We start from the raw sequence: 23,775 nt of genomic DNA on the forward strand, positions 1-23,775 counted from the left end.
TCAGCCGCCCCAGTCCAGAACCAGATGCGTCTGGGTGGTGACGGCCGCGATCTTGCCGTCCTGGCGCGTCATGGTGACCTGCAACACCGAGGTCGTCCGGCCCGCATGCAGCGGCACGCAGCGCGCCGTCAGCGTGTCGCCGACCTTGACGGCGCGGATGAAGTTCGTCTTTGCCTCGACGGTGGTGTTGGTCCTGTCGGCAGGGCTGTTGATGAAGGCCGCGCTGCCTGCGGCGTTGTCGGCCAGCGTCATCAGCGCACCGCCATGCAGCACGCCGTTGCGGTTGGCCATCTGCGGCGTCACCTTCATGCGGCAGACGACCTCGTCGGGGGTGACCGAGACGATCTCGATCCCCAGCAATTCCGCAAAGCTGGATTGCGGCGGCATGTCCTGCAATGTGCGGTTCGGCGCACGTGTCATGATCGCCCCGCACGCTCGGCCAATGTGCGGCGGGCGATCACCAGCTGCTGGATCTGGCTGGTGCCCTCGTAGATCCGCAGCAGGCGGATATCGCGATACATCCGCTCGATGTCGTATTCGGCCATGTAACCCGCGCCGCCATGGATCTGCAGCGCCCGGTCGGCGATGCGACCTGCGGCCTCGGTGCAGAAATACTTGGTGCAAGAGGCCTGAAGGATCGCCTTTCCCTCGCGGTCGAAGGTCTCGGCCGTCGCGCGGACCAGTGCGCGCGCGGCATGCAGATCGGCCTGGCAATCGGCCAGCAGCCCCTGCACCAGCTGATGTTCGCCGATCGGCTTGCCGAACTGCCTGCGCTCCAGCGCGTAATCGGTGGCAAGATCCACCATGCGCTGGCTTTGACCGACGGCCATCGTTCCGACATGGATGCGGCCCCGGTCCAGCACCTTCATGGCGGTGCGAAAGCCCTGGTGCAGCCGTTCCGGTCCGCCGATGATCGCGCTTTCGGGCACGCGCACGTCCTGGAAGACCACATCCGAGGTCTTGGTGCCGCGCTGACCCATCTTGCGGTCGGCTTTGGCCACGGTGATGCCGGGCGTATCGGCCGGCACGATGAATGCCGATACACCGTCGGCGCCTTGCTTGTCGGGATCGGTCCGGGCAAACACGGTGAAGACATGGGCGCGCAGGGCATTGGTGATATATCGCTTGGTTCCGTTGATCACGAAATCCGATCCGTCGCGCCGCGCCGCCGTGCGGATTCCGCCGGCATCCGATCCGTTGTCAGGCTCGGTCAATGCGAAAGAGGTCATGACATCACCGCTTGCGATGCCGGGCAGCCAATCCTGCTTTTGCTGCGCGGTTCCGTCCATCACGATCCCCTGCGCGCCGATGCCGACATTGGTGCCGATCAGCGACCGAAAGGCCAGCGAGGCGTAACACAGCTTTTCGATCAGCCGCGATTCCTGACTGACGTTCACCCCGACCCCGCCATATTCCTGGGGTGTGGTCAGACCGAACAGTCCCATCTCCTTCATTTCGGCGACGATGTCGGCGGGGATGTCGTTTTCTTCCTCGACGCGCTTTTCGGCGGGGATCAGCCGCTCGCGCGCGAATCGGTCCACCGCGGAAACGAGCTGTTCAAAAACATCCTGATCTACGCCGGCTGACATCGCCTATCTCCTCGCTTGCGTGTTCGCGATCATTCTGTATAGTGAATGCTATTCTGTAAAGGGAATAATATGGCCGACGATGCCGGACAGAAGATCGTGCCCGCCGTCCAGAACGCGATCAGCATCCTGCGGCTGCTGTCAGCCCAGGGCAGTCCGATGGGGGCCACGCAGATCGCGCGGGAAACCGGGCTGAACGTGTCGTCGGTCTTCAACATCCTGCGCACGCTGAGCCATGAGGGCATCGTCAATTTCGACCCCGAAACCAAGACCTACCGGATCGGCATGGGCGTGATCGAATTTGCGGTGCCGGTGCTTGGCGCCGATCCGGCAGACGTGATCCGTCCGCTGGTGAACGCCATCGCGCAGGAACATCAGGTGATGATCGCGCTGTGGCAGTTTACCGAAAACGACCGCATCGTTCTGATCGACCGTTTCACCGCGCCGCGCATCGTGCAGGCGGTGATCGCCCGTGGCAGCCGCCTGCCCGTTTTCGCCGGCGCCATCGGCCGCTGCTATGCCGCGACGCTTGGCCTGGACAAGGAGACCACGCGCAAAGGCTATGCGGGCGTCCGCTGGCAATCCGCGCCGGGGTTCGAACGCTATTGGCAGGATGTCATCCTGGCGCGTCGAACAGGCACCAGCCACGACAGCGGCCATCTTTTCCGCGGGCTGGACATGGTCGCAGCCCTTGCCCGCGATGCAAGGGGCACGCCCCGGATCGGGCTGAGCGGCATCAGCATATCGGGTCAGCACGAGGCGGACGGGCTTGCACATCTGGCAGGCGCGCTGGTCGACGCGGCCGGTCGGATCGAACGCGGCCTGTTCGGCAGAAACGCCGCCTGCCGCACAACCAACGGAGAATGAGAATGCCGACAGCAAAACCCCTTGACGGAAAGGTCGTTCTGGTCACCGGCGCCGGAGGCGGCATCGGCCGCGCCATCGCCATCGAGGCCGCGCGCGCCGGCGCATCCGTCGTCGTCAACGACCTGGGCGCAACGCTGGACGGTCAGCGCGAATCCAGCGTCGCAGCCGAAGACGCCGTGGCGCAGATCGAAAAGGCCGGCGGTCGCGCCGTCGCCAACGGCGACGACGTGTCGCAGCCGGACGGGGCCCAGGCAATGGTGCGGCAGGCCACGGACGCGTTCGGCCGGCTGGACGCGGTCGTCAACAATGCCGGCATCCTGCGCGACGGCTTCTTTCACAAGATGACCTATGAAAACTTCGACGCGGTGGTGAAGGTGCATCTTTACGGCAGTTTCAATGTCAGCCGCGCCGCAGCCGACGTCATGCGCCAGCAGAATTCGGGCAGCATGATCCACATGACATCAACCTCGGGGCTGATCGGCAATCTGGCGCAGGCGAATTATTCGGCGGCCAAGCTGGGCGTCGCCGCGCTGTCGAAATCCATTGCGCTGGATCTGAAACGCTGGAACATCCGCTCGAACTGCATCGCCCCCTTCGCCTGGAGCCGGATGACCTCGTCGATCAAGATCGACAGCCCCGAACAGGAAGAGCGCGTCAACCGCATGAAGGAAATGTCGCCCGACAAGATCGCACCCGTGGCGCTGTTTCTGGCATCGGACGAAGGCGCGGACACGACCGGCCAGATATTCGCCGTGCGCAACAACGAGATTTTCCTGATATCGCAGCCGCGCCCGCTGCGCTCGGTCCATCGAGGCGAGGGCTGGACGATCGACAGCGTCCGCGATCAGGCGATCCCGGCGCTGCGCCCGTCCTATGTGCCGCTGGACGTGTCGGCAGATGTATTTTCATGGGACCCGGTCTGATCCCGCACCCGCATCTGGAACGTCCGGGTCACGCCTGAACCGCCCGCCGCAAGTCTTCTGCCCGCATGGCCGGAAAAACCTTCCGCCGGAAAGGCACCGGTTTCAGGCTGCGATCCGTCAACGCCGGTCTGCGTCGGCCTTCTTGCGGGCGGCGTCGCGCAGCTTGCCGATGGTGGTGCGGGTCGAGATCTGGTCGGGGTCGGTGACCAGTTCGATCAGCGCCGGGCGACCGCTTTGGCGGGCGCGGGCAAAGGCGGCGGCGAAATCGGCGGTTCTGGTGACACGCTCGGCATATGCGCCAAGACCCTCGGCCATCTTAACGAAATCCGGATTTTGCAGGGTGGTGCCCGAAATCCGTTCGGGATGGTCGCGTTCCTGATGCATCCGGATGGTGCCGTACATCCCGTTGTTGAACAGCAGCACGATGGGTCGCCCGCCATGTTGCGCGGCGGTGGCAAGTTCGTTCCCGCTCATCATGAAGCCGCCGTCGCCCACGAATGACACTGTCAGCCGCTCGGGCCGGGCAATCGAGGCGGCGACGGCGGCAGGCACCGAATAGCCCATCGCCCCGCAGGTAGAGCCGATGATCCGCCCCGGCCGACCAAAGCGCAGGAATCGCTGCGCCCACCCGGTGTGGTTGCCGGCATCGAGCGTGATCACCGCGTCATCGGGCAAGTCGTCGCGCAGCTGTGCCAGCGCCACGCCCATGTCGAGATCCCGTTCCCCGTCCTCGGGCGCCTCGGTGTCGGCCAGATAGTCGGCGTGCAGCCTGTCGCACCAGCCGCCCCATGCCTGCGCCCGCCCCAGATCGACCCCGTCCAGTGCGGCGGCGACCGAGACAGGGGCGGCTGCGATACCGAGATCGGGCGAATAGACGCGGCCGATCTCATCCGCGTCGGGATGGACATGCACCAGCCGGGTTTCGGGATTGGGCGAACGGATCGTGCTGTAGGTTTTGGTCGTCATCTCGCCCAGACGCGCGCCGATCACGATCAGCAGATCCGCCTCGCGCTGATGGGCATAAAGCGCGGGCGCGGTCGAGGTGCCGAAATCCCCGGCATAGACGGGCGAGAGATTGTTGACGATATCCTGCCGCCGGAACGAGGTCGTGACCGGAATCCTGTTCGCCTCGGCGAACCGGGTGATGGCGGCGGCGCTGGCGTCGGACCAGCCCGAGCCGCCAAGCAGCAGCATGGGCCGTTCGGCCCGCGCAATCTCGGCCGTCAGCATCCGAAGATGTTCGGCCGAGAGGGCGGCATGGGTGGCGCTGTAGGGGCGCGCATCGGGGACGCAGACGGTCTGCGTCAGCATGTCCTCGGGAAGCGAGATCACGACCGGACCGGGCCGGCCCGACGTCGCCACGCGAAAGGCGCGGGCCATGTATTCGGGCACGCGCGCGGGATCGTCGATCTGGGCGGCCCATTTGGCAATCGGGCCGAACATGGCGCGATAGTCGATTTCCTGAAACGCCTCGCGGTCGGTCGTGCCGCGCGCGATCTGACCGATCAGCAGGATCATCGGCGTGCTGTCCTGCTGCGCGATATGCACGCCGATGGCGGCATGGCAGGCTCCGGGGCCGCGCGTGACCATGCAGATCCCCGGCCTGCCGGTCAGCTTGCCATGGGTTTCGGCCATGTTGGCGGCCCCGGCCTCGTGCCGCGCATTGATGAGGCTGAACCTGTCCCGGACGTCATGCAGCGCATCCAGCACCTCGAGATAACTTTCGCCGGGCACGCAATAGGCGGTGTCGGCACCGTGGATCAGCAATTGATCCACAAGGATCTGACCGCCGGTCCGAGGCTTGGGGGATGTGTCATGCGGCATCTTGAAGATCCTCCGTTCCGTTCGCTTGAATGGGCGCAACGCGCTCTTTCCCCATTCCAGAAATCCTGGCGGAAAAGTCCAGCTTCACACGGTCCCGGTTTTCCGCGATCAGATCATTTCACTCTCGCTCCGCCCCAAGCTCCTCTCGGAACGTCTCCACCAGCCGGGTCTTCAGGATCTTGCCGTTGGGAGAGGTGGGCAGCGCGGTCGTCACGATGATGCGCGCGGGGCGCTTGTAGGGGGAAAGCCGCCGGGTCACGTGCGCGCGCAGATCGGCCTCGGACACGCTTGCGGGATCGTCGGTCTGGCAGAAGGCCAGAATTTCCTCGTTCCCGCCCTCGATCCTGCGTCCGATGACGGCGGTCTGCACGACATGCGGGTGATCGTTCAGTGCCGCCTCGATTTCGGGCGGATAGACGTTGAACCCGCCGCGAATGATCAACTCGCGCGCGCGGCCGGCGATGTGCAGATTGCCGTCCGCGTCGATCCGGCCCAGATCGCCGGTGCACAAAAACCCCTCGGCGTCGAAGGCGACGGCGGTGGCGTCTGGATTACGGAAATACCCGATCATGATATGGGGGCCGCGGGTCTGGATCTCGCCCACACCGTCAGGACCGGGATCGCGCAGGCGCAGTTCCACCCCCGGCAGCGGCTGTCCCACGCTGACATCGGGCACGCCCGGCGGATTGGTGGTCAGGGTGACGCCGGCCGTGGTCTCGGTCAGACCATAGCCGTTCTGCAAGGCTGTGCCATAGAACGCCTCGGCACGCCGCTTCCAGTCGGGGTCCAGCGGCGCGGCGCCGGACGAGACATAGCGCAGGGCCGCGGGTGCCCCGCGCGTCCCGCGCCGGACGGCCTCATCCATGATCAGCGCGTGCATCTGGGGCACGGCGGGCAGGACGGTGACGCCCTCTTGCAGCGCGTCCAGAACCGCCGCGGCAGAGAAACGCGGGAACAGCCACAATTCGGCCCCCGCGAACATGCCCGCCATCATCATCGACGTCAGGCCGAACACATGCGTCATAGGCAGCACGCCCAGGATCAGGTCGGCCGGGGTCATGTCGCGAATCTTGGCCGAGGTCTCGCCGCCGAACAGAAGGTTGCCGTGGCTGAGCATCACGCCCTTGGGCGTCCCCGTCGAGCCGGTGGTATACAGGATCACCGCTGCCTGCCCTGTATCCGCGCGCACCGGGTCCGGCCGGGACGCATCGCGCGCCCCGCCAATGGCCAGCGCGCCAAGCGGCGTCTGCCAGCCGGTCGCGCCGGCAAGATCGGCATGGTCGCGCGCATGCGGCGAGGCGTGGGCCAGATAGACCGTCAGCCGGGGGTCGGAATGGTCCGCGATGCGCTGCAATTCGTGGTCGGTCATGCGGGCGTTGACGGGCACCGCCACCGCGTCCAGCCGCGAGGCTGCCATGACCAACGCGACAAGCGCGGCGCAGTTTTCGGCCAGGATCAGCAGCCGGTCGCCCGGGCGCAGCCCGCGGGCGGACAGATCGGCGGCCAGTTCGTCCACGATCCCGGCCAGTTCGGCGAACGTCACCCGCCGGTCGTCGTGATCGCGCAGCGCCGGCGCGTCGGGCTGGGCCATGGCTTGCCGGAACAGCGGCTCATGGATGCGCGTCAGGGTCATCGGTCGGTGTCCTTCCTGGGTGCGCCGCCACGTGCGAAATCGGGGGTGGCGCGGTTCAGGCGGGCGCCGATGCCCGCCGCCGCCTCGGGTCCCGCAAGGGCGTCGGCCATGGCGTCGGCTTCGCGGTCAAGCTGGGCGTCGAACCCGTTGTCATAGGCGGTTGCCAGCAGCGCCTTGATCGCGGCCTGCGCAGCCGCAGGCCCTTGCGCCAGTCGCGCGGCCAGCGTCGTCGCAAGGCGGGCTGCATCGCCCGGCGCCGCCAGATCGGTCACCACGCCCATCCCGGCCAGGGCGGCCGCGTCCACGGGATCGCCGGTCAGGCACAGCCGCGCGGCAAACCCGGCCGGCACCCTTCGCGCCAGCGCCGCGGTCAGCCCGCCATCGGGCACCAGACCGACCCGGACATAGGCGGCCGAAAACCGCGCATCCTCGGCGGCCACCAGCAGATCGCACGCCAGCGCGATCGACAGGCCCGCGCCGGCGGCCCCGCCCTCGACTGCGGCGATGACCGGGCGGGGACAGGCCCTGATGGCGCGGATGGTGGCCTGCAAATCCTCGATCCGCGCGCGGCGGTCCTCCCGGCTCAGCCCGGCGCGCTGCGCCAGCGCGTTCAGATCGCCCCCGGCACAGAAATACCCGTTCGCACCGGTCAGGACGACCGCGCCCAGACGGTCCTCGGTCGCGGCACGTTCAAGCGCGGCGCGCAATTCCACATACATGGATGGCGCCAGTGCGTTTCGGCGGCCGGGGTTCGACAGCGTCACCAGCAGATGATCGCCGCGATCCTCGATCCGCGCCTCGGGTCGGGCGTCGGTCATGGGGCACCTCCGGGCACGCGCTTGAACACGCCGGTCGCGGTCGCGATCAGGGTGCCGTCGTCATGGACAAGCTCGGCCGCGACGAACAGCAGGCTGCGCCCGCCGCCGATGATGCGGCCGGTGGCGGTGACGCCGCCCGGACGCCCCGCGCCGATGAAATCGGTATTCAGCGACACCGTCAGGAACGGCCGCCGCCCGGTGTCGTCCAGCGTCAGGCTGGCCGTCGCGCCGGCCGCGCTGTCCAGCAGCATCGCCGCGATGCCGCCATGAAGCACGCCGTGGCGGTTGGTGTGCCGGTCGTCCACCACCAGCCGGCAGCGGGCGCGGCGGTCGGGCTGGCCCACGTCCAGCGCATAGCCGACCAGCCGCTGCGTCCCAGTTTCGCCCAGGATGATGCCGTCGCCCCCGCTCATGCCGCGGCAAGTGCGATGAAGCGTTCCAGGTGATGGTCGCTGTCGCCGAAACGGGCGTCGGCGGCCAGCAGACGGCGGACCAGGGGCGCAAGCTCGTATTCCTCGGTCATGCCGATGCCGCCATGCAGCTGCACCGTCTCCTCGGCCACCATCAACGCGACCCGGCCGACCAGAGATTTGGTGGCCGCCACGTGGCGGTCACGGTCGGGCGCGTCCAGATGCCCGGCCAGGTTCCAGACGGCCGAGCGCGCCTGCTCGACCTCGGTCAGCAGATCGGCCATGCGGTGCTGGAGCGCCTGGAACGAGCCGATGGGCCGGCCGAACTGCTTGCGGGTCTTGAGATAGTCGGTGGTCAGTTCGACCGCCTTTTCCATCACCCCCAACGCGTCGGCGCAGGTGGCCAGGATCGCGGCGGCCAGCGGCCGGTCCAGCAGCGACGCGTCCCCGATCCGGCGCGCGGGCGTGTCCTTCAGCGTGACCTCGGCCGCGCGGCCGCCATCCATCAGGGGATAGCCGCGCAGGGTCAGCCCGCCTGCACCGGCCTCGACCAGATACAGGCCGTCCAAAGCGCGCACGATCAGATGGGTGGCGTCCTCGGCCCCCGGCACGACGGATTTTTCGCCGGTCAGGCGGTCGCCATCGGCGCGGGTTGCCACCGTGCCGTCGTAGCGCTGGCCCGGTTCGTCCAGCGCCACCGCGATGCGGGCCGTGCCGGACATCGCGGCCTCGGCCAGATCGGATTCGCCCGCCGCCGCCAGGATGCCCGCGCCCAGCACCACGCTGTCCAGCAGGGGTGTCACGGCCCCCGCGCGGCCCAGCGTGCGAAACACCATCAGCATGTCCGGCCCGGTCCCGCCAAAGCCGCCCGCATCCTCGGGCAGCAGCGCCGCGCCCGCGCCCAGGTCGAACAGCGCGGCGGCGTCCGCGCCCCGGTCCAGCGTGCGCGCCAGGCTGTCGCCCAGCATCGTCTGTTCCTCGGTGAACCCGAAATCCATGACAAGGGTCTCCTTACAGCCCCAGCAGGGATTTCGCGATGATCCCCCGCTGAATTTCGTTCGAGCCGCCATAGATCGACAGCTTGCGGTTGTTCAGATAGCTGCGCGTTGCCGCCGCCGCCTCGGGCGGGCCGGGGGGCAGATCGTCATTCGCCCCCTCCAGCGCCTCGGACGGAAAGGCCAGCGCCCAGGGGCCGACGGCGCGGCGGGTCAGGTCGTTGATCGCTTGCCGGATCTGGGTGCCCTTCAGCTTCAGCATGGAACTTTCGCCTCCGGGCGCCTGACCGGCCGCCGCCTGCGCCAGCATCCGCAGATTGGTCGTGGCCATCGCCATCAGGTCGATTTCCACCGCGGCCACGCGGGCGGCGAATAACGGGTCCTCGATCAGCGGCTTGCCGTTTGCGACCTGCGCCCGCGCGATGCGCTTCAGCGCGGCAAGCCCCGCCGTGGCAAACCCGACGCCCGCGATGTTGGTCCGCTCATGCGTCAGCAGATACTTGGCATAGGTCCAGCCCTTGTTCTCCTCGCCCACGAGGTTCTCGGCCGGCACGCGCACGTCGTCGAAGAACACCTCGTTCACCTCGGGCGTGCCCTCCAGCAGGACGATGGGGCGCACGGTGATGCCGGGGCTGGTCATGTCGATCAGCAGAAAGCTGATGCCTTCCTGCGGCTTGCCCTCGGACCGGGTGCGGACGAGACAGAAGATCCAGTTGGCGTGCTGGCCCAGCGTGGTCCAGGTCTTCTGCCCGTTGACGATGTAGTGGTCGCCGTCGCGCACCGCCGTCGTCTTGACAGAGGCAAGGTCCGATCCCGCGCCGGGTTCGGAATAGCCCTGGCACCACCAGTCCCGCCCGTTGAGGATGCGCGGCAGGAAACGGTCCTGCTGTTCCTTGCTGCCGAATTTCTGCAGCACCGGCCCCAGCATCGCGATCCCGAAAGGCAGGACGCGCGGCGCGTGGGCCGTCGCGCTCTCCTCCTCGAAGATATGGCGCTGGATCGGGGTCCAGCCCGCGCCGCCGAAGGCGCGCGGCCAGTTGCCGGCCAGCCAGCCTTTTTCGTTCAGCACCGCGTGCCATTCCTCGATCTCGGCCTTGGTCAGTTCCTGGTGCAGGCGGACCTTTTCCGACAGCCGCTTGGGCAGGCGGTCCTGAAGGAACTGGCGGACCTCGGCGCGAAAGGCCTGGTCCTCGGGCGAAAAGCTCATGTCCATGACGGTCCCTTTCAGAAGATTTCGATCAGCCCGGCGGCACCCTGGCCGCCGCCGATGCACATGGTGACGACGCCCCATTTCGCGTCGCGCCGGCGGCCTTCCAGCAGGATATGGCCCGCCATGCGCGCGCCGGTCATGCCGAAGGGATGGCCGATGGCGATGGACCCGCCATTCACGTTGAATCGGTCGGGGTCGATGCCCAGCCGGTCGCGGCAATACAGCGCCTGGCTGGCAAAGGCCTCGTTCAGTTCCCACAGGTCGATGTCGTCGACCGAAAGCCCGGCCCGTTCCAGCAGGCGCGGCACGGCGAAGACCGGGCCGATGCCCATCTCGTCCGGCTCGCACCCGGCGACAACAAAGCCGCGAAAGGCGCCCAGCGGCGTCACGCCCTCGCGCATGGCCAGTTCGCCATCCATGACGACCAACGCCGCCGCGCCGTCCGACAATTGCGAGGCGTTGCCGGCGGTGACGAAGCGGTCCGCGCCCTTGACCGGCTTCAGCGCGGCCAGCGCCTCCAGCGTGGTCGTGGGACGGTTGCATTCGTCCATGGTGAAGGTGACGTCCTCGTTCCGGGTCTCGCCCGTGGCCTTGTCCAGCACGGCGCGGGTCACGTCGATGGGGATGATTTCGTCCGCGAACAGGCCCGCCTGCTGGGCGGCGGCGATGCGCTGCTGCGAGCGCAGCGCGTATTCGTCCTGCGCCTCACGGCTGACGCCATAGCGTTCGGCGACGATGTCGGCGGTGTCGATCATCGGCAGATACAAATCCGCCTTGTTCGCCTCGATCCACGCCTCGCGCGAATTGCGCGGCGGCGGCTGCACCAGGCTGATCGATTCCACGCCGCCGGTCAGGATGGCGCGCGCGCCTTCCTGCTGGACCATGTGCGCCCCCATCGCCAGCGCCTGAAGGCCCGATGCGCAGAAGCGGTTGACGGTGGCCCCCGCGATGCTGACCGGCAGGCCCGCGCGGATGACGATCTGGCGGGCGATGTTGCCGCCGGTGACATATTCGGGATAGCCGCAGCCCCAGATGCTGTCCTCGATCAGCGCCGGGTCGATCCCCGCGCGTTCCACGGCGACCGAGGCGACGCGGCCGCCCATGGTCGCGCCATGGGTCAGGTTCAGGCTGCCCCGGCCGGCCTTGCCGATGCCCGTGCGGGCGGTCGAGACGATGACGGCGTCCTTCATTTGGCGTCCTTTCCGGTGTTCACGTCGGCCAGTCTTCCACCCTCGGCCGCAAGTCGGGCAAGCAAGGGCGACATCTGCCAGAAATACGGGTTTTCGGCGGCAAGGCGGGTGATGTCGGCCGCCATGCGGTCCAGCCCCCGCGCGTCGGCCCAATGCATCGGGCCGCCCTTCCAGCGCGGAAAGCCATAGCCGTGCAGCAGCACCACGTCGATGTCGGACGCCCGCGCGGCGATGCCTTCGTCCAGGATCTTCGCGCCCTCGTTCACCATCGCCGCCATATAGCGGGTCTGGATGTCCTTGTCCGTGAAATCGCGCGGGGTGATGCCCAGTTCGGCGCGGATGCCGTCCAGCATCCCGGCCATCTCGGGATCGGGCCGGCCCTTGGGCGTCTGGTCGTCATAGATGTAATAGCCGCGTCCGGTCTTGCGGCCCAGACGACCGGCCTCGACCAGCCGGTCGGCAAAGACCGGCACCCGTTCGCGCGGATCGCGCGTCGGCGCCTTGCGCTGGCGCGTGGCATAGCCGATGTCCAGCCCGGCCAGATCGCCCACCTGATACGGACCCATCGCAAACCCGAAGCCGGTGATCGCCCGGTCGATGTCATAGGGCGAGGCGCCGTCCAGCACCATGTGATCGGCCGCCGTGCGATAGGCCAGCATCATCCGGTTGCCGATGAAGCCGTCGCACACGCCCGAGCGGACGGCGATCTTGCCCATCCGTTTCGCCAGTGCAAAGGCCGTGGCCACCACCTCTGGCGCGGTCCGGTCGGCCACGACGATTTCCAGCAGGCGCATGATGTTCGGCGGCGAAAAGAAATGCAGCCCGATCACGTCCTGCGGCCGCCGGGTCGCATCCGCGATCAGGTTCACGTCCAGATATGAGGTGTTCGTGGCCAGCACCGTGCCGGGGCGGCAGATCCCGTCCAGCCTGCGGAACACGTCCCGCTTGACGTCCAGATCCTCGAACACCGCCTCGATCACCAGATCGACCTGGGCCAGCCCGTCATAATCGGTCACGGCGCGAAAGCTGCCTTCCATCAAGGGCGCGGCTGCGTCCGGCGCGATCTTGCCACGTTTCGCCGCGCCCTCCAGCATAAGCGCGACGCCGGCGCGGGCCTTTTCGGCGGCGGCATCGTCGCGTTCGATCAGGGTCACGTCCAGCCCCGCGGTCAGCGCCGCCGCGGCGATGCCTTGTCCCATCGTGCCGCCGCCGATGACGCCGATGCGGTCGACCTTGCGCGGGCTGACACCGGCCAGATCGTCGGCCTGCGCCGCGCGGCGTTCGGCGAAGAAGGCGTGGATCAGCGCCGCGCGTTCGGGCGTCTGCATCAGTTCCGTAAAGGTCTGCCGCTCCATCGCCATGCCCTGGGCAAAGGGCATCGACAGCCCGTTGACCACGGCCTCGAACGCGCGCATCGGCGCCACCTGTCCGCGCGCCGATTTCGCCACCGTGGCGCGCCAGCGGTCCAGCATCTGCGGGTCGGCCTCGGGCGCGGCTATTTCCGACAGCCGGCGGGGGGCGCGGCCCTCGTCCAGCCAGCGCCGCGCCTCGGCCACGCCGGCGGCGCAGGGATCGTCGCCGTCGGCCAGCGTGTCGATCAGGCCCAGCTTCAGCGCCTCGTCCGCGCCGATCTGGCGGCCCGAGGTGACAAGATCCAGCGCCGCCTCGACCCCTACGGCCCGCGGCAGGCGCTGCGTGCCGCCCGCACCGGGCAGCAGGCCCAGCGTCACTTCGGGCAGGCCCATGCGCGCGCCGGACAGCGCGATGCGCCCATGCGCGCCCAGCGCCACCTCCAGCCCGCCACCCAGAACGGTGCCGTGCAGCGCCGCGATGACCGGCTTGGCGGAGTCCTCGATCGCGGCAATCACGTCGGGCAGATGCGGCTGGACCGGCGGCTTGCCGAATTCGGAAATATCGGCCCCGGCGATGAAGGTGCGGCCCGCGCAGCAGATCACCGCCGCCCGCGCCTGATCGTCGCGCGCCAACTGCGCCATCGCCTCGGCCAGACCCGTGCGCACGGCGGCCGACAGCGCGTTGACGGGCGGGTTGTCGACCCGGATCACGGCGATATCGCCGTCGCGGCGATACTGGACGGGGGGCTGGTCGGTCATGCTCATGCCTCTCTGCGGGACAGGGTCGAGGGTTGGCCGGTCAGGCGTTCCAGCGACCGGATCGCCTCGGCCAGGCGCGGCCCGATTTCGGTTTCCATGCGCGCGGCATCGGCGGTGTCGGGTAGTGCGCCGCAGGTGAAGACCACCGGCTCTGGCAGGTTCGGCGCCCGGAACGGCGCCGAGACGGCGTGATAGGGCGCGGCCGCATCCGGGCCGCCGGGGGTAAAGACGAAGCCGCGCGCGGTCAGTTCGGCACCCGCGCGGTCGCGCACCTGCGGCATCGGGCCGAACGGTTCGGCCTCGGACGCCGGAAACTCGGCCGCGATGCGGGCCAGTTCGGCTGTCGTCGCGGCCGCCACGAAGGCGCGCGCCGACGAAAAGCCGCGCAGCGCGACGGGCTGCCCGACCTCAAGCCAGATGGAGGATACGCGGGCGGGCCGCCAGGTGCGGATCAGGACCAGCCGTGTGCCGTCGCGCACCGCCAGCACGACCAGCGTTCCGGTCTCGTCCGCCAGACGCGCCATCAGGTCTTGCGCCGGCACCAGAAACGACAGCGAGGCCGAGGCGACCTGACCCACCGCGACCAGCGTCGGACCGGGGCGGAAACGGTCGTCGCGCGGCGACTGGGTCAGATAGCCCAAGCTGCCCAGCGTCCAGGTCAGCCGCGAGACGGTCGATTTCGGCAGGCCTGTGCGCTGCGCGATCTCGGCATTGCTGAGCCCGTCATCGGCGGGGCGAAACGCGCGCAGCACCGACAACCCGCGGGCCAGCGTGGTTGCAAAGCGGGGATCGACCTGAGGCTTGGTCATCGCGTCCTCACATGCCGTTCGGGATGATGGTCGAGATTGCCGGCACCAGGATCAGGATCGCCAGCACCACCAGGTCGATCATCAGGAACCGCACGACGCCCGCAAAGATCTGATCGACCGTGACCGAGCCGCGCACCACGTTGCCGATGACGAACACGTTCAGCCCCACGGGGGGCGTGATCAGCCCGATCTCCAGCAGCTTGACGACGATCACGCCGAACCAGATCAGATCCAGCCCCATGCCGTCGATCAGCGGAATGACAAAGGGCAGCGTCAGCACGATGATGCCGATCGGGTCCAGGAACATGCCCAGGAACAGATACAGCACGCTGATCGCGATCATCAGGGCCAGGGGCGGCAGGCCCGCCTCGGTGACCCAGGACACCACCGCGCCCGCCGATCCGGTCAGCGCCACGAACGAGACGAAGATCTTGGCGCAGGCCGCGATCAGGAAGATGGCCGCGGTCTGGATCAGGCTTTCGCGAATCGCACCCCACATCGAGGCCAGCGTCAGCGTGCGCTGCGCAAAGCCGATCAGGATGGTCAGAACGACGCTGACCGCAGCCGCCTCGGTCGCGGTGAAGATGCCGCCATAGATGCCGCCGATGATGACCGCGAACAGCAGGACCGCCGGCCACGCGGCCAGTGCCGCCGCCATGCGCGCGCCCGGTTGCAGGGGCTGCGGATCGACCGGCGCCGCAGCAGGGTTCCGGCCCGCCCACCACAGGATGACCAGCACATAGCCGCCCAGGCTGAGCAGGCCCGGCAGGATGCCGGCCAGAAACAGCTTGCTGATCGAGGTTTCGGTGAAGATGCCATACAGGATGAACAGCACCGATGGCGGGATCAGCGAACCCAGCGTGCCGCCCGCCGCCACGCTGGCCGAGGCCAGTCGCGGATCGTAACCCAGCCGCAGCATTTCCGGCACGCAGATGCGCCCCATTGTCGAGGCGCAGGCGATGGACGACCCCGAGATCGCGGAAAAGCCCCCGCATCCCATGACCGACGCCACGCCGACGCCGCCCGGAATGCGCCGCAGCCAGACATTCGCCGCGTCATAGATGCGGGTGGTGATCCCGGCGCGATAGGCGATGTTGCCCAGCGCCACGAACAGCGGGATCATCGACAGGTCATAGGAATGGATCAGCTCGAAAAAGCTGTTCATCACCAGCGAGGTGACGGGATTGATCGCCCGTTCCGGCGTGAACGTGCCGGTCCGCAGGGAATAGACCAGGAACCCGCCGACGGTCGCCACGCCCGCCAGCACGAAGGCGATGGGAACGCGCAGCGCCAGCAGCACGATGACCATCGCAAAGGCGATCAGGCCGATGGTGGATGCGTCCATGTCAGATCGCCTCGTCTTCGGTATGGGGGCGGTCGGCCACGGCGCCGGTGCGGCGCAGCTCGGCCGTGTCGGCGATGGCGATCATCGCCAGGCGGACCCACATCGCGATCAGACCCAGCAGAAAGACCAGCCGCATCGGCCAGCGCGGCACGCCCAGCTGTCCGTCATAGAACTCGCCCGAGGTCCAGGAAGAAGACAGGTCGCGCCAGCCGGCATAGATCAGCGGCAGCAGCGCCAGCAGCGCGACGATCCAGCCCATGACGATCATGCGCCCGCGCATCGTGGGCGGCATCCGGTCGGTGACGAAGGTCACCGCGATATGCGCCCGGTTCGCCGTCGCCGCGGCAAGCGGCAGCATGATCGTGGGGATCATCAGTTCGCGCACCAGGATGACGATGTCGGGCATGGTCCAGCCCAGCAGCGCGCGCGCCACCACGTTGACGGTGATCATCAGCGCCAGCGCCAGCGTCGAGACGACCGCCAGTTCAAGCATGACACGTTCGATGGCCTTCATGGATCGCCCCTTTCCGGCAAGGATCGGAAGCCCGCCGCATGACGGGGATCAGCGGGCGAAGCGACGGTCAGGCCACCGCTTCGCCCATCGCGATCAGTTGCTGGACGACCAGGGATAGCCCTTTTCGTCGCGCTGCCTGGCGTATTGCGCAATCAGGGTCCTGTATTCCTCGACCATCCCATCGCCATCCAGCCCGGCCGCGTTCGCACGCTCGATCCATTCGGCGATATAGGGCTTGCTGGCCTCGACCAGCGTCTGGCGGTCGGCGTCGGAAATGGCCGACACCTCCTTGCCCGCGTCGCGCAGGATCTGGACCGATTCCTCGTTCGCGGCGGTCAGGATGCGACCGAATTCATCGGCCAGCCCCTCACCCGCGGTCATGATGGCCTGCTGGTCCTCGGGCGACAGCGCGTCGAAGCTGTCCTTGTTCATCATGATGCCCAGCGCACCGATCTGGCCCCAGTCCAGCTCGGTATAGCTGTCGAAGACCTCGTCGAATTTCAGCGCCTTGACCAGATAGGGATAGGTCTGGGTGCAGTCGATCAGACCGGTCTCAAGCCCCTGATAGGCCTCGTACACGCTCATGTCGACGGGGGTGGCGCCCAGATCGTTGAACACCTTGCCATAGGCGCCCACGCCCCGGATCTTCAGCCCTTCCAGATCGTCCAGCGACTTGATCGTCTTGCCCTTGCATCCGACCTGCACGGCCGAGGTGGTATAGGTGCCGACATAGACCAGGTTCTGCTCGGCCAGGTTCTTTTCCACCTGCGGATCGGTGCGCATGATCTGGTCGACGGCACGCATCCCCACCCACGGATCGCTGTTCGGGATCGGCAGATCGGCAAGCCCGTAGGCGATCATGTCCTGCGGAAAATAGACGCCGATGACGCTGCCCAGATCGGCCACGCCGTCGCGGATCGACTGGACGGCCGCCTTTTCCGAAAACAGCGCCCCGCCCCAGTTCACGTCGATCATGACATTGCCGTCCGACAGCTTGCCGACCTGATCGACGAACCATTTGGTGCCTTCGGCCCGCACGCCACGGTTCGGCCCCGCCTCGCCATAGATCAGCGTCGTCTGCGCAGTCGCGCAGGTCCCGGCCGCGACAAGCGCGGTGGCGGTCAAGGCTGTGCTGATAAGTCTTCTCATGTGATTCCCCCTCTTATGTTCCGCACAGTGGCACATCGGATCGCATAATGAAACATTTCTTTGCGAACGCGGCCCGCCTGCTGCTGGCACCGCCGGCGTTCGCCTGTTGACTGTCGGCAGTTGCGCGCAGCAGGGCGCAGACGGGACAAGACCGCTGAAGACCTGTTATTGAAATCCCGTTGAGATCAGGGGCAGGGGCTTGGAACCGACCCCGGCAGGCGCTTGCCGTTCTGCTGTTCCATCGACGCACGGCGGCCGCCGAAAACGTGGAAGTAAAATGACAATGCTCGAATACAACCTAAGGTTGACAGCTTGCTGCGCGGTCGCGATGGTCTGCGGCGTGATCCCGCTCCCTTCCACTTCGGCGCAAAGCGAACCCATGGCCTTATCTTCGGCATACGAACTTGTCTTCCGGGACGATTTCGACGGCACCCTGAATGCGTATGGCGATGGCCGCGGCCTGTGGTCCACCTCGGGGCGGCGCGACGACCTGATGACCAACGGGCCGCAATCCGTCTTTCTGTCGGACGCGACCCGGACGCAGGACGGCCGGGCGGTCGGCATCGACCCGCTGAAGGTGTCGAACGGATCGCTGAACATCGGGTCGGGCGTGATCCCAGACGACAAGCTGGATCTGGTGCGCGACGCGCTGGCCGGTGTCGGGCGTGCCGATCAGGCCGGGCAGGTCCGCTATTACACCGGCATGGTCTCGACGGCGGAAACCTGGGCGCAAGCCTATGGTTATTACGAGATTACCGCCGAAATCCCTGTCGGCAAGGGCCATTGGCCCGCCTTCTGGCTGGCCCCCGCCGGCATCGGCTGGCCGCCCGAGATCGACATTTTCGAGATCTACAGCAAGGGCGTCGGCGCGCCGACCGGCAAGGACAACACGTTTTCCAGCGCCGCGTTCTTCGATCGCACCGACATCGCGGGCAACCAGACGCAGGATGTCGACTGGACCAATCCCCATGACCCGGACGCCGACGGCAACCCGCGCGCGCCGATGGTCAAGCAGCTGAGCGGGGGCGAACAATATATCTTCCAGCACACCACCGACGCGCTGCAGGAATTCGGCGCCGATCTTCACGACGGCAAATGGACCTGGGCCGCCGAATGGACGCCGGATCACATCGCCTTCCATTTCGGCCGGGATCGCGAGTCGATGGTCGAGATCTACCGCAGCCCGGTGCCCGAGGATCTGACTACGCCGATGTATGTCATCATCAACGACCAGATCGGCTCGACCTGGGGGTGGAACCCGGTCGACGGGTTGGATCACCTGACCTTCGCGCCCGGCAACGACTTCAAGATCGATTCCGTCGCCGTCTATGCGCTGAAGCCCACGCATGAGATTCGGGCCGACGGCATCGGCGCGGTTGTCGTCGATGACGAAACCGGCTCGCGGATCGTCGGCTCGGCCGGGGATGACGTGATCGTCACGGGCGGCGGCGCCGGGCAGGATTTCGTGTCACTGGGCGGGGGCCGCGACATCCTGCATGTCACGCGCGGCACCGGAAACGCCATCGTTTCGGATTTTGGCGCGGACGATCTGATCGTGCTGGAAGGGTTCCATTTCGACGGCGCGCAGGACGCGAAAACCCGTCTGACGCAGGTGGGCAACGATGTCTGGCTTGCGAACGGGGCCTATCCCTCGGACCCGCAGACGATCGTCTTCCGCGACACGCGGGCCGAGGCGTTCCAGATCGACCAGTTCGCGGTGCGCTGGTCGGTCACGCCGAACGTGTGGACCAGCGGGACCCGCGACGCCCGCCGGATCGCCGATGCGGATGGCGACGGGCTGATCGCGGCGGGCGACGATGGCGACCGGATGACCGATACCGGCGGCATCGGGCGGGGCGCGATCACGCTGCGCGGCGGCGCGGGCGGGGACGAGTTCTTCGTCTATCGCCGCGACACTCTCGTGACCGACATGCCGGTCGGCGGCGTCGATCTGGTCCATGCCCTGCACAACTTTACCCTGCCGGACCATGTCGAGAACCTGACCGCGCTGCCGGGCGCCCGACGGGCCGTCTTCACCGGCAATGCCGGCGACAACCGGATCGAGGGCAACAGCCATGCCAACACCTTGCGCGGCGGCCAGGGCGACGACCTGATCGTCACCGTCGACGGGGACGACGTGATCGTGCACGCCTTCGGGGACGGGCACGACGTGGTGCTGGGATTTGACGCAAGCGACCGGATCCGGCTTACGGGTTACGCGGTCGGAGATGCCGCGGACCTGCTGTCGCGGCTGCGTCAGGACGGCGCGCATGTGCATCTGGATCTGGGCGAAGGCGGCTCGATCTCATTCCGCGATACCGAGCTGAGCGCCTTCGGCGACGGCAGCTTCGAGATTGCCGCGGGCGGCGGGCGTGCCTTTGGCCAGACCGTCGCCGATCCCCTTGCGCAACCGGGCGAGTCGCGCGCGGGCACAGCTGAGGATCATGACCCGCCTCGGGCCGATCCCCCGATCCCGGACCAGCCCGCGCCGCCGGACCCGGATCGTTCCGGCATGAATTTGCAGGGGCACGATCACGGAGAGCGGCTGCGCGGCGGTTCGCTTGACGACATGCTGCGTGGTGGCGCGGGCGATGACCTGCTGCGCGGTCTGGATGGCGACGACTGGCTTGACGGGCGGACGGGCAGGAACCACCTGAACGGCGGCGCGGGTCAGGATACGCTGGTCGCGCAGGGCTGCGGCGACCGGCTTTACGGCGAGGAAGGCGAGGATCTGTTCATCCTCACGGCCTGCGCCAGCAACACCGAGATCATGGATTTCGCCCCCGGCGACCGGCTGGACATCAGCAGGATCGCCCAGGCGGCCGAGGATGTGCGGCTGACGCAGGCGGGAAACTGGCTGCGGCTGTGGGTGCAGCCGGACGAGGACGGCGACTGGCAGGACATCGCCGGCATCCGCTTGGCCGATCCCACGCAGGTCTGGGACGCGCTTCAGTTCGGCTGAGCCTTCGGTGACGCGCGCAGGGCGCCCCCCTCACATCGCCGAAGACAGGCCTCCACCGACCCGCAAGCGAGGGAACATTGCGTCACGAGCGACGTTGTCCATGTCAATCCCAGTGGCCCTTTGGCCGAACAGGAGAGTCCGATGATCGAAAAAACCTTCACCCCCACCCGCACCTTGTTCAACCGCATGGCCCCGGCAGTGATGGCTGCCGCATTCGCCCTGGCCCTGGCCCCCGCCGCCGTTCATTCCCAAGCCGCGTCGGACGCGGATGATGCTGCTACCTCGGCTCCGGCAGGCAACGCCGACGACCAGGCGACTGCCGAAATGCAGCCGGATGCGACGGCCCGAATGGTGCTGTCTGACGGCACGGACGCCGGTATGGTGAACCTGATGGAGACGCCGTCAGGCATCGTCCTTGTCCAGGCGGAACTGAAGGGCCTCCCCCCGGGCGGAGAGCACGCAATTCATATCCACGAGACCGGCACATGCGAGGGTCCCGACTTCGAAAGCGCAGGCGGTCATTTCACCGGCGGCAAGGAGCACGGTGTTCTGACTGCGGGCGGCCCTCACCCGGGCGACTTGCCGAATTTCACCGTCGGCGCAGATGGCACGGCGAAGATCGACCACTTCGTGGCGGACTTCAAGATGGCCGACCTGATGGACGATGATGGTTCGGCCATCGTCATTCATGCCGGCACGGATGACTATAAATCCCAGCCCTCTGGCGACGCCGGTGACCGCCTTTCCTGCGGTGTCGTCGAAGCGAACTGACGGTTCGACGGTTACGTTCTTCAAACTGATCAGAGGATGCAACGGCCGCCTGAGCGGCCGTTTCCGCCATATCTGGTCCGCAATTCGATAACCCTCCCTGATCTTTCGGTCTCGGACAGGCGTCAGAGCTCACCGGCAAAGCGTTCGACATTGGCATCCAGCGTCACGTCCAGTCACACGGCGGACTCCAGATCGGATGCCACCCGTTTCGCTATGATAGTTTCGATCCACGCCCCCGCATGGGGGGCAACTCGGGTTCTTTTGCTTCCAGCGTCTCCCACTCGGACGGCGGCAAGCCTTCCACGGAATGTGCATACATCGTCGGACCTCAATGCGTGTCGAGGACAGGATCGGTCAAGTTTCTGAACGAAATTCGTTCAAGAACGGTTAATGCAGCCCGGTCGGCCGGGCGCCGGGATTAGAAGGGATTTCAGCGCAAACCGCGCTGCCCGCCGCCAGGACGGCGTTGACTTCAAGGCTGAGCCTGCGCCCCTGGCGGCCTGACCGCCACCTGCCCTCCCCCGGCGCAGCACAGGTTCACGCCCATGATTCGGCCCGCCACGCAAGCTGCGAGAGCTTCCTCTCCAGCGCACAGCGCTCAGGCATTCTTGCGGTCCACCAGCTTGTTGAAACGGCTGGTGGAGCCATCCTCCAGCGTCTCCTGATACAGGAACGCCAGATCGTTTTCCTCGAAGATGCGGAAGAACTCGTCCCACGAGATTTCTTCCAGCCGCTCCTCGGGTTCGTTGAAATCGATGCGCAGCAGGCCGCCGTTGTCGCCGGTGTCCTTGACGCGGGCGGGGTGGCCGTTGCGGGCCTCGGCCCATTTGCGGATGGTGTCGTGGTCGGTGGTGGTCTGGGATGTGGTCATCTGTGTCTCCTTGGGGTTCTGCCTTACGCGATGCGGGGCGGAGGCTCGGTCGCGGCGGGGCGGTCGGTGCGGCGGCAAAGATAGACCTCGGGCTCGGGATGGGCCTCGATGGCAAAGCCGGAACTGCGCAGCATGGCTTCGGTCGCGGCGCGGTTGGGGACGAACCAGTTGGTCGGATCGCCGGCAAAGCGGTGCTCGACGAAATGCAGGCGCGGGGCGGCGTCCTGACGGAACGGCGTGTCGTCGTTGAAATCGTAATCCTGATCCAGCGCCGCGACGTCCTGCGCCCCGCGCTGCATGCACTGAAACAGCATCTGATCGCCCACGACATGCTCGTGCAGCAGGTCCAGCGCCAGCAGCGGGTGGCGCAGGTGATAAAGCACGCCCATGAAGATCACCAGATCGAAGCGCCGCCCGAGGCGACCGACATCATAGACCGACATCTGGTGAAACGCGATGTCGGCGCCGGCCTGTTCGGCGGCGAAACGCGCCTGTCGCAGGTAATGCGGGTCGGAATCCACCGCCACCACCTCGGACGCGCCGCGCCGCGCCATTTCCAGCGCATAGAAGCCGGCATTGCAGCCGATATCCAGCACGCTGCGGCCGCTCAGATCCTCGGGCAGCACATGGCGGAAGCCCTGCCATTTGAAGCTGGGATAGTCGCCCAGAAAATGGTCGGGCGCAGTCTGGATGCCGCCGATGCGCAGATTGTGGAACCACGGGCCCAGCGCCTTAATCTGGCGGGAAAGGTCGTCGCGCCCGTCCATCAGCCCGGCACCTGCGACAGCGGCGCATCGGCGCCCTGGGGGGTGCGACCGGCGCCCACCGCCGCCGCGAACCAAGTGGCGGTCTGCGGCAGGCCCTGATTCAACGAGACCCTGGGCGCCCAGCCCAGCAATTCGCGCGCCCGCGAGATGTCCGGGCAGCGCCGCTTTGGGTCGTCCGTGGGCAGCGGGCGGAACACCAGTTGCGCTTCGCCGGGCACCAGCACCTGCACCTGCTGCGCCAGTTCCAGAATGGTGAACTCTTCCGGATTGCCCAGATTGATCGCGGTCTTGGGCGCAGTCGGCACCTCCATCAGCGCGATCAGGCCGGCCACCAGGTCCGAGACATAGCAGAAGGACCGCGTCTGCCGCCCCTTGCCATAGATGGTGATGTCTTGCCCGCGCAGCGCTTGGACAAGGAAATTCGACACCACGCGCCCGTCATCGGGGCGCATGCGCGGCCCGTAGGTGTTGAAGATCCGCGCCACCCGCACATCCAGTCCGGCGCGCGCATGATCGAAACACAAAGCCTCGGCGGCGCGCTTGCCCTCGTCATAGCAGGCGCGCGGGCCGGTGCAGTTGACGCGGCCGGGATAATCCTCGGGCTGGGGGTGGATCTGGGGGTCGCCATAGACCTCGCTGGTCGAAGCCTGCAGGAAACGCGCGCCGTGATCGCGCGCCAGATCCAGCAGATGCGCGGTGCCCTGCACATTGGTCAGCATCGTGTGGATGGGGTCGGCCTGGTAATGCGGCGGCGAGGCCGGGCTGGCGAGGTTATAGACCCGGTCCACCCGTTCGCGAAGCACCAGCCTTGTGCGCACATCGCCGCGCACTATGCGGAAATCGTCATAGCTGCACAGCGGCAGGATGTTGTCCTCTCGCCCGGTGGCGAAGCTGTCAAGGCACAGCACGCGGTGCCCCTGTTCCAGCAGCGCCTCGCACAGATGCGAGCCGACGAAACCGGCGCCGCCGGCGACAAGGATGGTGTTCTTCGCGGGTGTTTCGGGTCTGATATTCATCGCC

The 23,775-nt window shown here is 67.2% G+C and carries 21 protein-coding genes; 4 read left to right on the forward strand and 17 right to left on the reverse strand.

The genetic code is table 11. The annotated features are described in order from the left end of the window. Both JHW45_RS17595 and JHW45_RS17600 read right to left on the reverse strand, forming a co-directional pair. Entirely contained in the window at positions 1–420 is a 420-nt protein-coding gene (locus tag JHW45_RS17595) for a PaaI family thioesterase (protein WP_272858883.1), read from the reverse strand. Next, positions 417–1,589 carry an acyl-CoA dehydrogenase family protein gene (locus tag JHW45_RS17600; protein WP_272858884.1) on the reverse strand — a complete coding sequence of 391 codons (1,173 nt, stop codon included), beginning with the start codon at positions 1,587–1,589 and terminating at the stop codon, positions 417–419. The genes JHW45_RS17595 and JHW45_RS17600 overlap by 4 nt, the downstream gene beginning before the upstream one ends. Positions 1,590–1,658: 69 nt before the next feature. Between JHW45_RS17600 and JHW45_RS17605 the strand changes: the two genes are divergently transcribed. Next, on the forward strand, positions 1,659–2,453 hold the full coding sequence (locus tag JHW45_RS17605) for an IclR family transcriptional regulator (RefSeq protein WP_272858885.1): 795 nt from the start codon (positions 1,659–1,661) through the stop codon (positions 2,451–2,453). A gap of 2 nt (positions 2,454–2,455) precedes the next feature. Continuing rightward, entirely contained in the window at positions 2,456–3,376 is a 921-nt protein-coding gene (locus tag JHW45_RS17610) for an SDR family NAD(P)-dependent oxidoreductase (RefSeq protein WP_272858886.1), read from the forward strand. 117 nt (positions 3,377–3,493) lie between these two features. Here the strand turns inward: JHW45_RS17610 and JHW45_RS17615 are convergent, their stop codons facing one another. From JHW45_RS17615 to JHW45_RS17670, 12 genes are all read right to left on the reverse strand, one after another. Continuing rightward, a complete protein-coding gene (locus JHW45_RS17615) occupies positions 3,494–5,200 on the reverse strand; it encodes a thiamine pyrophosphate-binding protein (protein ID WP_272858887.1) in 1,707 nt (568 codons plus the stop codon). Between the two features lie 118 nt (positions 5,201–5,318). After that, positions 5,319–6,833 (reverse strand): class I adenylate-forming enzyme family protein, encoded by a 1,515-nt coding sequence (locus JHW45_RS17620; RefSeq protein WP_272858888.1) that lies wholly within the window; start codon positions 6,831–6,833, stop codon positions 5,319–5,321. Next, positions 6,830–7,651 carry an oxepin-CoA hydrolase, alternative type gene (locus JHW45_RS17625; protein ID WP_272858889.1) on the reverse strand — a complete coding sequence of 274 codons (822 nt, stop codon included), beginning with the start codon at positions 7,649–7,651 and terminating at the stop codon, positions 6,830–6,832. The genes JHW45_RS17620 and JHW45_RS17625 overlap by 4 nt, the downstream gene beginning before the upstream one ends. Further along, positions 7,648–8,064 carry a PaaI family thioesterase gene (locus tag JHW45_RS17630; protein ID WP_272858890.1) on the reverse strand — a complete coding sequence of 139 codons (417 nt, stop codon included), beginning with the start codon at positions 8,062–8,064 and terminating at the stop codon, positions 7,648–7,650. Before JHW45_RS17630 ends, JHW45_RS17625 begins: the two co-directional genes overlap by 4 nt. Beyond that, the gene (locus JHW45_RS17635) at positions 8,061–9,059 is read right to left on the reverse strand and encodes an acyl-CoA dehydrogenase family protein (RefSeq protein ID WP_272858891.1); all 999 of its coding nucleotides are present in this window, start codon (positions 9,057–9,059) and stop codon (positions 8,061–8,063) included. Before JHW45_RS17635 ends, JHW45_RS17630 begins: the two co-directional genes overlap by 4 nt. Before the next feature lie 13 nt (positions 9,060–9,072). Next, entirely contained in the window at positions 9,073–10,269 is a 1,197-nt protein-coding gene (locus tag JHW45_RS17640; RefSeq protein ID WP_272858892.1) for an acyl-CoA dehydrogenase family protein, read from the reverse strand. Between the two features lie 11 nt (positions 10,270–10,280). Next, positions 10,281–11,456 (reverse strand): acetyl-CoA C-acyltransferase, encoded by a 1,176-nt coding sequence (locus JHW45_RS17645; RefSeq protein ID WP_272858893.1) that lies wholly within the window; start codon positions 11,454–11,456, stop codon positions 10,281–10,283. Continuing rightward, positions 11,453–13,567: a 3-hydroxyacyl-CoA dehydrogenase NAD-binding domain-containing protein gene (locus JHW45_RS17650; protein ID WP_272858894.1), complete on the reverse strand. Its 2,115-nt coding sequence runs from the start codon at positions 13,565–13,567 to the stop codon at positions 11,453–11,455. Before JHW45_RS17650 ends, JHW45_RS17645 begins: the two co-directional genes overlap by 4 nt. Positions 13,568–13,569: 2 nt before the next feature. Beyond that, positions 13,570–14,376: an IclR family transcriptional regulator gene (locus JHW45_RS17655; RefSeq protein WP_272858895.1), complete on the reverse strand. Its 807-nt coding sequence runs from the start codon at positions 14,374–14,376 to the stop codon at positions 13,570–13,572. Positions 14,377–14,383: 7 nt separating this feature from the next. Continuing rightward, the gene (locus JHW45_RS17660) at positions 14,384–15,721 is read right to left on the reverse strand and encodes a TRAP transporter large permease (protein WP_272858896.1); all 1,338 of its coding nucleotides are present in this window, start codon (positions 15,719–15,721) and stop codon (positions 14,384–14,386) included. A gap of 1 nt (position 15,722) precedes the next feature. Continuing rightward, a complete protein-coding gene (locus tag JHW45_RS17665) occupies positions 15,723–16,235 on the reverse strand; it encodes a TRAP transporter small permease (RefSeq protein WP_272858897.1) in 513 nt (170 codons plus the stop codon). A 93-nt stretch (positions 16,236–16,328) separates the two neighbouring features. Beyond that, positions 16,329–17,384 (reverse strand): C4-dicarboxylate TRAP transporter substrate-binding protein, encoded by a 1,056-nt coding sequence (locus tag JHW45_RS17670; protein ID WP_272858898.1) that lies wholly within the window; start codon positions 17,382–17,384, stop codon positions 16,329–16,331. Positions 17,385–17,763: 379 nt separating this feature from the next. On the opposite strand from JHW45_RS17670, the gene JHW45_RS17675 reads away from it, so the two are divergent. Beyond that, on the forward strand, positions 17,764–20,346 hold the full coding sequence (locus tag JHW45_RS17675) for a family 16 glycosylhydrolase (protein WP_272858899.1): 2,583 nt from the start codon (positions 17,764–17,766) through the stop codon (positions 20,344–20,346). Between the two features lie 141 nt (positions 20,347–20,487). Next, positions 20,488–21,117, forward strand: a complete 630-nt coding sequence (locus JHW45_RS17680; RefSeq protein WP_272858900.1) for a superoxide dismutase family protein — start codon at positions 20,488–20,490, stop codon at positions 21,115–21,117. Between the two features lie 598 nt (positions 21,118–21,715). Here the strand turns inward: JHW45_RS17680 and JHW45_RS17685 are convergent. The 3 genes from JHW45_RS17685 to JHW45_RS17695 are packed head-to-tail and all read right to left on the reverse strand — an operon-like array spanning position 21,716 to position 23,771. Further along, the gene (locus tag JHW45_RS17685; protein ID WP_272858901.1) at positions 21,716–21,988 is read right to left on the reverse strand and encodes a hypothetical protein; all 273 of its coding nucleotides are present in this window, start codon (positions 21,986–21,988) and stop codon (positions 21,716–21,718) included. Between the two features lie 23 nt (positions 21,989–22,011). Beyond that, on the reverse strand, positions 22,012–22,755 hold the full coding sequence (locus tag JHW45_RS17690) for a TIGR04290 family methyltransferase (RefSeq protein WP_272858902.1): 744 nt from the start codon (positions 22,753–22,755) through the stop codon (positions 22,012–22,014). Continuing rightward, positions 22,755–23,771 carry a UDP-glucuronic acid decarboxylase family protein gene (locus JHW45_RS17695; protein WP_272858903.1) on the reverse strand — a complete coding sequence of 339 codons (1,017 nt, stop codon included), beginning with the start codon at positions 23,769–23,771 and terminating at the stop codon, positions 22,755–22,757. The genes JHW45_RS17690 and JHW45_RS17695 overlap by 1 nt, the downstream gene beginning before the upstream one ends. Positions 23,772–23,775: the final 4 nt, after the last annotated feature.

Source organism: Paracoccus stylophorae, assembly GCF_028553765.1.
Classification (GTDB): Bacteria; Pseudomonadota; Alphaproteobacteria; order Rhodobacterales; family Rhodobacteraceae; genus Paracoccus; species Paracoccus stylophorae.

What these genes read in the sequence shown, in the direction of transcription:
- JHW45_RS17665 (WP_272858897.1), bottom strand. Translation starts at nt 16,235, where the DNA reads ATGAAGGCCATCGAACGTGTCATGCTTGAACTGGCGGTCGTCTCGACG.
- JHW45_RS17645 (WP_272858893.1), bottom strand. Translation starts at nt 11,456, where the DNA reads ATGAAGGACGCCGTCATCGTCTCGACCGCCCGCACGGGCATCGGCAAG.
- JHW45_RS17615 (WP_272858887.1), bottom strand. Translation starts at nt 5,200, where the DNA reads ATGCCGCATGACACATCCCCCAAGCCTCGGACCGGCGGTCAGATCCTT.
- JHW45_RS17640 (WP_272858892.1), bottom strand. Translation starts at nt 10,269, where the DNA reads ATGGACATGAGCTTTTCGCCCGAGGACCAGGCCTTTCGCGCCGAGGTC.
- JHW45_RS17690 (WP_272858902.1), bottom strand. Translation starts at nt 22,755, where the DNA reads ATGGACGGGCGCGACGACCTTTCCCGCCAGATTAAGGCGCTGGGCCCG.
- JHW45_RS17680 (WP_272858900.1), top strand. Translation starts at nt 20,488, where the DNA reads ATGATCGAAAAAACCTTCACCCCCACCCGCACCTTGTTCAACCGCATG.
- JHW45_RS17660 (WP_272858896.1), bottom strand. Translation starts at nt 15,721, where the DNA reads ATGGACGCATCCACCATCGGCCTGATCGCCTTTGCGATGGTCATCGTG.
- JHW45_RS17650 (WP_272858894.1), bottom strand. Translation starts at nt 13,567, where the DNA reads ATGACCGACCAGCCCCCCGTCCAGTATCGCCGCGACGGCGATATCGCC.
- JHW45_RS17675 (WP_272858899.1), top strand. Translation starts at nt 17,764, where the DNA reads ATGGCCTTATCTTCGGCATACGAACTTGTCTTCCGGGACGATTTCGAC.
- JHW45_RS17600 (WP_272858884.1), bottom strand. Translation starts at nt 1,589, where the DNA reads ATGTCAGCCGGCGTAGATCAGGATGTTTTTGAACAGCTCGTTTCCGCG.
- JHW45_RS17625 (WP_272858889.1), bottom strand. Translation starts at nt 7,651, where the DNA reads ATGACCGACGCCCGACCCGAGGCGCGGATCGAGGATCGCGGCGATCAT.
- JHW45_RS17695 (WP_272858903.1), bottom strand. Translation starts at nt 23,771, where the DNA reads ATGAATATCAGACCCGAAACACCCGCGAAGAACACCATCCTTGTCGCC.
- JHW45_RS17620 (WP_272858888.1), bottom strand. Translation starts at nt 6,833, where the DNA reads ATGACCCTGACGCGCATCCATGAGCCGCTGTTCCGGCAAGCCATGGCC.
- JHW45_RS17635 (WP_272858891.1), bottom strand. Translation starts at nt 9,059, where the DNA reads ATGGATTTCGGGTTCACCGAGGAACAGACGATGCTGGGCGACAGCCTG.
- JHW45_RS17655 (WP_272858895.1), bottom strand. Translation starts at nt 14,376, where the DNA reads ATGACCAAGCCTCAGGTCGATCCCCGCTTTGCAACCACGCTGGCCCGC.
- JHW45_RS17685 (WP_272858901.1), bottom strand. Translation starts at nt 21,988, where the DNA reads ATGACCACATCCCAGACCACCACCGACCACGACACCATCCGCAAATGG.
- JHW45_RS17605 (WP_272858885.1), top strand. Translation starts at nt 1,659, where the DNA reads ATGGCCGACGATGCCGGACAGAAGATCGTGCCCGCCGTCCAGAACGCG.
- JHW45_RS17610 (WP_272858886.1), top strand. Translation starts at nt 2,456, where the DNA reads ATGCCGACAGCAAAACCCCTTGACGGAAAGGTCGTTCTGGTCACCGGC.
- JHW45_RS17595 (WP_272858883.1), bottom strand. Translation starts at nt 420, where the DNA reads ATGACACGTGCGCCGAACCGCACATTGCAGGACATGCCGCCGCAATCC.
- JHW45_RS17630 (WP_272858890.1), bottom strand. Translation starts at nt 8,064, where the DNA reads ATGAGCGGGGGCGACGGCATCATCCTGGGCGAAACTGGGACGCAGCGG.
- JHW45_RS17670 (WP_272858898.1), bottom strand. Translation starts at nt 17,384, where the DNA reads ATGAGAAGACTTATCAGCACAGCCTTGACCGCCACCGCGCTTGTCGCG.